Genomic DNA, 6129 nt, shown 5'->3' with positions numbered 1-6129 from the left:
GAAAAATAGGCGGCACATCAACCATACAGTGGGAAGTCTTGCCGCTTGTGCGGTTAGTACTTCAGCAGCCTGCTAATCGGCGTCCTCGGGCAATGGCAATGCGAGGGCGAGGTTCGGCATCTTGTCGCGCAGCGAATGGTGGACCTCACGCCGCTATTGGGGCGGCTGCCGACTAGCGGTCGTGATTTTTGCTGACAAGGCCTTCGCCGGGCGAGATTCGTGGATGAGCAGGCGTTCTAGACAAGGCTTGCTTCCTGATACGATTTCGCTGTTTCCTGGAGGACTGGCAATGTGCAACAACTATCTTCCCGTTCAATCCCAGCTGCTGCGCGATGTCTACGGTGTCGAGCCACCGCCCCTCGACTACCCGCCGGAGACCTGGCCAGACTACACCGCGCCGATCATCGTGGCCGACGGCGAAGGCACGCGCCAGGCGCTGGTGGGCACGTTCGGCATGGTGCCCAAGACCCGCATCCCACCCGGCGTGGCGAAGTTTGACACCACCAACGCGCGGTCGGAGACGGTCGGTGAGAAGCGGTCGTTCTCCGGCCCTTGGAGGAAGAGTCAGCTCTGCCTGGTGCCGGCCGCGAGTTTCTACGAGCCGTTCTATGAGGAGGGGCAAACGAAGTCGGTCCGCTGGCGGATCTGGCTCAAGGACGAGCCCGAGTTCGCGATTGCCGGCTTGTGGCGCGCCTGGCCGGGCGAGGCCGGCACCGAGGTGTTCAGCTTCACCATGATAACCATCAACTCGGAAAAACACCCGCTGATGAACCGCTTCCACGCACCAGGCAAGGAAAAGCGAATGATCGTGATATTGCCGCGAACTACCTGGGACGATTGGCTATCCTGCCGGGATCCAGAAGTCGCGCGCAGCTTTCTGCGGGAGTTTCCTGCCGATCAAATGCAGGCAGAGCCAGCGCCGAGATTGCCCCGGAAAGACTCAGCGACGACAAGCCTCCTGTAACCCAAATTTGCCCTCCCGATACTAGTGGGGTTGCGAAGCCAAAAAGGCGGGTTTCGATCCTGTCATGAACCTACCAGCCAAACGGGCACGGGGCCTTATCTGGCCTTCAGGCACGCCGAACGCCGCAGCCCAACCAGATCGAAACTGAGGAAACGCCCGTAGCAGGGACGTCCTTGGATGCCCAGACATGCCAATTCGCACATGCAAAAGCTGCAACAAGGATTTCATGGCATCGGCAGAAGTCAGGTACTGCTGGCGATGCGAGGACAACTCGGCCGCACCAGTAAGAGCGGAGCCTACACGGTGCAACGAGACCATCAGGGAGACCGGGATGCTCAATGCGGATGAATGGAAAGCGCAGGTAGTGGCGGACGGCCAGACGCTGTGCCCGGCGTGCTGGTCCGGCAACCTGACCATGGGCGCATGCGCGGTGGGCGCGCTGACAGTCCACCAGGAATACGTGTGTGAGGATTGCCAGTACGAGTTCAGCGCGCTGTTCGGCCTGGTCGGCGGCTATCCGGGCCAACTGGCTCAATGACCAGAAGACGCCCCCCATTGGGCACATTTAGTTGCCTTCGATAGAGATACCTCAACGTTTTTTGGCACGCCGCGCCGAGCGGAAGATGGAACGCTTGCGCCGGCACGGTTCGCGCAAGGTGAAGGTCGCCGTGCGACGCGCAGCGCGTCGCTATGGCTCCTATCCGATCGGAAGCCGTCACGCTCCGGAGACGGCACCGAAACTCCCAGCCCCCCTGCTGTGGGGTGACCTTACGGCCGCGCGACGCGATCATCGATGCGTGTACGCTGGCGCGCCATGGCGCGACCGCACATGCGCTTGCAATGATGAGAACTGGTTATGTCGCCCAAGAGCTTGATGCATGCCGTCGGTGGCGAGCTTGTCCCGCAGTGCCTGCGCCTTGAGCGGATCGCCCCCGATAATGACCACCCTGCTGACGTCCAGGCGGCGGATCTGAGTGGCCAGCGCCTCCACGGGCGTCATCGGGCATTTCGTTAGCGGAAACGCCGCCAGTTCCGCCGCCTTGGAGGAATAGCTGGCTTGTCAGACTCGGCGAGGCCGAGGGCCAAGGCAAAGATCACGGCGCCGGCCAGCGCGACCTGCCGAGGTCTTTCTCCCGCTGGGCGTCGCCTATTTCCGACCATTCGCTGGGCGGCCATGTTCACAACCAGAACGGCCACTGAGAGTCCGGTTAAGGTCAATGAAGAGCCCAAGATCGCAGGTGATAAGGCCCCGGTCGGAACGTGGCGTGAGTCTGCCGGTGGGGACGCTCGCCATCACCAGCCTGCCGGGCTTGCTCGAAAATCCCGCCGCGGCACTCCCGCCGCGGCTCGTCCCGATCCTGCTGCGCGTGCATCAGCGCTATGGCCCCAGCCCAGCGACGAATCGCCCAGCTCGACGCTTTACTGGGGCTTGACCAGAGTCTTTTCTCCACTGCGAGGCAGGCCAAGGTGCTATGGATTGGTTTGCGCACAAGGCTGTACAGCTTCGATGTGCCCAAGCTCGAAAGGCGGTTCTTCCGCTTCGAGCGGTGACAAGTATGGGTACCCGGTGCCGTCAGGTTGGCGCGGCGCGTTCGTTGAGGGCGAGTGGATCGGCATCTGTCAGTCGAACGGCGTGAAAGCATCTCCCGAGACGCAATCCTCGCGGCGGCCGAGGCGACCTTGCGCGCCGCTGGCTTCTCCGCCTGATCCGCAGAAACGGGAAGGGGCTTGTGGGGCACCTGCCTCACAGGATCTGCGGGCGGTGTCGGGATTGGAGAGAAGGCAACGACAATCACTTTGACAGGTAAAATTCGCGATCCTGGGTCCCTCTAACCGATATGCCCTTAGCCAGCACAGAATTTTTCGATCGCGTACTGCGAGAGCCGTATGAGGCGCTCTGCCGCTCCCCTCTGGTGGCGGAGCACCTGACGGGTGTCTTTAGGTTCGACGGTGTGGATCTCAACGAGGACGACTCAATTGAACTCTACGACGTTGAGCTGGCGAGCCAAGAGGCTGCGCAGTTGCTGATGGTCTTCAATGGATCACGGGTCCATGCTCAGGAGCAGTACGACCATGGTGGAGACGATGCTCCCCCCGGCACGTATTTCACCAGCGTCAATGCTGACCTGGTGCACGAGGGGCACAAGAACCGCATTGGCATCTACGAGGTTGAAGCAGGGCCCGCCTTACACATCGACGACGTAATTGCTGACGGGGTGCTGCCGGAGGGTGAGCAAATCGAGCCGGAAGGGCTTGCGCATGCAGTGCACGTCGACCATTTCTTTCTCAGACGGCAAGCGCCCGATTGGCTAGGCACGATTGCTTTTGCGCTGTGCGCCATGGTTGCCCACAGACTGGGCTATACGCACATCTCACTAGTCGCCGGCGGCGGACGTGGGCACGACCCGCACATGATCGGCTATCGCTTCTGGCCTAAACTAGGCTTTGACGCGCTGTTGGATGCCGACGAGACGGAGGGATGGCCGGGCCTGGAGGCGTGCCGCACGGTGCAGGACGTGCTCCAGATCGACCAGGACTGGTGGCGGGTCTACGGCTGTCAGCGGTGGATGGAATTCGACCTCGCCCCCGACAGCGCCGCGTGGCGAAAACTGCTAAACTACCTTCGCGAGAAGGAGATGATATGACCCAAGCGCTGAAAACGAAGAAGCTGACCTTGACTGCAAAGTCCGCGAAGGTTGTCGTGCGCGCGAAGAAGGCGGCGGTGGTCACTTCTGCGATGAAGGAGCGCCTCCAGGCGGCGGCAAAGCGCTCGAAGCGCAGCCATTACCCCGAGTTGCCGGAATGGCGCCTCGAAGGATCACGCTAAAACGGGCCGCAAGGCCCGTTTCTCATTGGTGGTCCAGCTCGAGTGGTGTGTAATCTAAGGGGCACAAATGGCTATGGTGCTGAGGTGCGAGCGAAGGACGCCGGCAACCCATTCCCACGATTCCAGCGCGCCCTTGAACGAGCCCGCACGCTGCCCGCCGCGTTCGCATGGCTAATTAGGCGCTCAAAGCAAAGCCTCCAGGCTTGCCCCCGACTTTTCGAACAACGCTCACCATGAGGGCTCTTTACCCACGAGGAATGGCCGGGATTCGCATATCTGAAGCTTCAGATTTTATGAATAGCTGCCAACCCTCCATGACGACTTGCACCTGGATGCCCAGCGTGGGCAGTACACCGCTGATACGGATCGGCCGCTTTCTCTTGCTACCCTACGCTGGGGGCGTTCTAGATCTCTCAAGCACGCTCACGCCAGCAGCCTTGGCATCTTCCCACAGTTGGGACGCAGGCGCGCGGTCCTCCCGCCGCACGCATCGCGCGCTGGCGCACGCCTGGAAGAGGCGCTTGAACTGCTGGTACGTACAGTTGACGTCAATTTGACGGTGCCTGCTCGCCAGTGCGCTGCAACAGATTCGCTTACAGCCAGCAGTTGCTGCGGATCGTTGGCGGAGAAGGCCATCCGCGTGGGTTCATCCGTTTCCGTCAAGGCCGATTTCATCGTCTGCAAATTTAGTTCGCCACTTTCTGGAAGGCGGAAAGGAACGTGTTCCGTGTTCGTCAGATCGAACAGGATGTCGAGATTGTCGAGATTGGCGGCCGGCACAGCCGCAATCTGTTCGGTGGGCAAGGTAGGCGCGATATGGCTCCTGAGTTGCCCCTGCACGTCCTTGGGGCAGCGTGCCGCCGGGATTGACGCGATAGGGTCATTGGATCGGCCAACTGCTGGGAGCGACTCACCTGGCGAGGCGACAGCGCACGCAACCTGCCCTCGGCGGTCCGCAGGATCGCGAGGGCAGGAAGGCCCGCAATACGTTACGAGCGGACGGTGCCTTAGCGGGCCCGCCCGACGGCGTCAAGAATCGAATGTCCGCGGTGTGTGATGCGAGGGAAGGCTTGGCCAGAGGGACTCTTCTCCAGCATGACGAGCTGGTGACACAGCAGGGAGTCAAGATCCACGGGATCCAGGTCATGCGGATCCCGTTCCTCCCTGAGTAGGATCAATGTGGCGAATTCATGAGGACTCAGCATCTTGTCTCCGATGTTTTATACGTTCGGTCTGCTGGGGAGCTTCACTACCGTCGCCGCGCCGGGCGCTTGGCCTGTGCGGTTGAGACTGCGACCTCTTTGCAAGGTCTTGACCCCCGGGCATCAATCCCGCGCCGGGAGAATTCATTCAATACTGCCCTATGCAAATGATCAAGGCGTGACATGATTTTTTTTAGACTGCGGCTATCGCAAGGATTAACGTCCCCTCGCGCGCAGCGCCATGCATCGCCCTAAACGTCGGCCCAACCGTCCCCCGCGAAGGCATATGCTGCGGTGCGCCACGCCCATTGAAAATGCGAATCCCCTCTGACCCCACCAGCGCCAGATTGTGCCCGAGGGCGCGGCATCGAAGACTTAGTCGCCCTTCCGATCATTCGGTGCCCATCAAATGAGCGTTTCCCCTTCTTCTGGCCAATGGGTGCCGATAGGGGTGGAGATTCGCGTCAAGATTCTCGCTTGCTCTTGAGCCGACGCACCGGATGGTGCCCGGCAAGAACGATTACCTACTTGCCGGGAGGGCCAACATAACTCGGCGCCCGGACAGCCTCACGCGGCGACCGGTGCATCGGTCGGGGAGAAGAAGGTGCTGGTGCTGGTGTACGACGGTTTCGGAATCTGGTTGGCCGCGCGTCGCCTGAACAAGGGGCGATTCGTATGGACGAATGGTCAGACGGCGATCGCAGTAGCGCTGAATCCCGAACAACTCCGGGCGCTTGTGACGGGCCTTCCGTGGCAGACATTGACGCACGATCACGCGATCTCCGTGGTGTAATGCATCGCGCGGGGGCGTAAACAGTTTCGATTCCATGGTGGCTTTGGTTCTGGCAAACTGGCCGTATGAACTCGCCAACAGACCTCAACGACCTCAGCCCGGAACAGCTTCGGACACTGGCTGCTGAGTTGATCGCCCAGGTCGGTGAGAAAGATCGTGAGTTGCGTTACCGCCAGACGCGTATCGACCAGCTCACGCACGAGATCTCGATACTCAAGCGCTTGAAATTCGGTAAGCGCAGCGAGCAGCTCAATGCCGAGCAGGCGAGCCTGCTCGATGAGACCATTGACGCGGATCTGGCCGCGATCGAAACCGAGCTCGAACAGCTCCAATCGGATACACC

The 6129-nt window shown here is 60.9% G+C and carries 7 protein-coding genes and 1 pseudogene; 6 read left to right on the top strand and 2 right to left on the bottom strand.

Going from position 1 to position 6129, the window contains the following annotated elements; translation table 11 throughout:
- The first annotated feature begins 289 nt into the window (after positions 1–289).
- Both ACGLHR_RS50335 and ACGLHR_RS50330 read left to right on the top strand, forming a co-directional pair.
- Positions 290–964, top strand: coding sequence for an SOS response-associated peptidase (locus ACGLHR_RS50335; protein ID WP_400103444.1), 675 nt, complete (start codon positions 290–292; stop codon positions 962–964).
- Positions 965–1295: 331 nt separating this feature from the next.
- Positions 1296–1502, top strand: a complete 207-nt coding sequence (locus ACGLHR_RS50330) for a hypothetical protein (protein WP_400103442.1) — start codon at positions 1296–1298, stop codon at positions 1500–1502.
- A gap of 249 nt (positions 1503–1751) precedes the next feature.
- Here the strand turns inward: ACGLHR_RS50330 and ACGLHR_RS50325 are convergent, their stop codons facing one another.
- Positions 1752–1964 (bottom strand): hypothetical protein, encoded by a 213-nt coding sequence (locus ACGLHR_RS50325; protein ID WP_400103441.1) that lies wholly within the window; start codon positions 1962–1964, stop codon positions 1752–1754.
- Between the two features lie 952 nt (positions 1965–2916).
- Here ACGLHR_RS50325 and ACGLHR_RS50320 point away from each other — a divergent pair.
- Complete coding sequence (locus tag ACGLHR_RS50320) at positions 2917–3609, top strand: hypothetical protein (protein WP_400103439.1); 693 nt, start codon at positions 2917–2919, stop codon at positions 3607–3609.
- A complete protein-coding gene (locus ACGLHR_RS50315; protein ID WP_400103437.1) occupies positions 3606–3791 on the top strand; it encodes a hypothetical protein in 186 nt (61 codons plus the stop codon). Before ACGLHR_RS50320 ends, ACGLHR_RS50315 begins: the two co-directional genes overlap by 4 nt.
- A gap of 423 nt (positions 3792–4214) precedes the next feature.
- Here the strand turns inward: ACGLHR_RS50315 and ACGLHR_RS50310 are convergent, their stop codons facing one another.
- Entirely contained in the window at positions 4215–4595 is a 381-nt protein-coding gene (locus ACGLHR_RS50310) for a hypothetical protein (RefSeq protein ID WP_400103435.1), read from the bottom strand.
- Between the two features lie 1002 nt (positions 4596–5597).
- Here ACGLHR_RS50310 and tnpB point away from each other — a divergent pair.
- Both tnpB and ACGLHR_RS50300 read left to right on the top strand, forming a co-directional pair.
- On the top strand, positions 5598–5786 hold the full coding sequence (gene tnpB, locus ACGLHR_RS50305; RefSeq protein WP_400103433.1) for an IS66 family insertion sequence element accessory protein TnpB: 189 nt from the start codon (positions 5598–5600) through the stop codon (positions 5784–5786).
- A 65-nt stretch (positions 5787–5851) separates the two neighbouring features.
- Positions 5852–6129, top strand: a pseudogene (locus tag ACGLHR_RS50300) (IS66 family transposase); the annotation flags it as partial.

Origin of the sequence: Cupriavidus sp. CuC1, assembly GCF_044627735.1 — a bacterium.
GTDB lineage: Bacteria > Pseudomonadota > Gammaproteobacteria > Burkholderiales > Burkholderiaceae > Cupriavidus > Cupriavidus ulmosensis.
The sequence above is the reverse complement of the archived record's forward strand: the minus strand, read 5'-3'. Positions and strand labels throughout refer to the sequence as shown.

Bases quoted from the DNA above. Each gene is read 5' to 3' on its own strand.
- ACGLHR_RS50335 (WP_400103444.1), top strand. From the start codon at position 290: ATGTGCAACAACTATCTTCCCGTTCAATCCCAGCTGCTGCGCGATGTC.
- ACGLHR_RS50330 (WP_400103442.1), top strand. From the start codon at position 1,296: ATGCTCAATGCGGATGAATGGAAAGCGCAGGTAGTGGCGGACGGCCAG.
- ACGLHR_RS50325 (WP_400103441.1), bottom strand. From the start codon at position 1,964: ATGACGCCCGTGGAGGCGCTGGCCACTCAGATCCGCCGCCTGGACGTC.
- ACGLHR_RS50315 (WP_400103437.1), top strand. From the start codon at position 3,606: ATGACCCAAGCGCTGAAAACGAAGAAGCTGACCTTGACTGCAAAGTCC.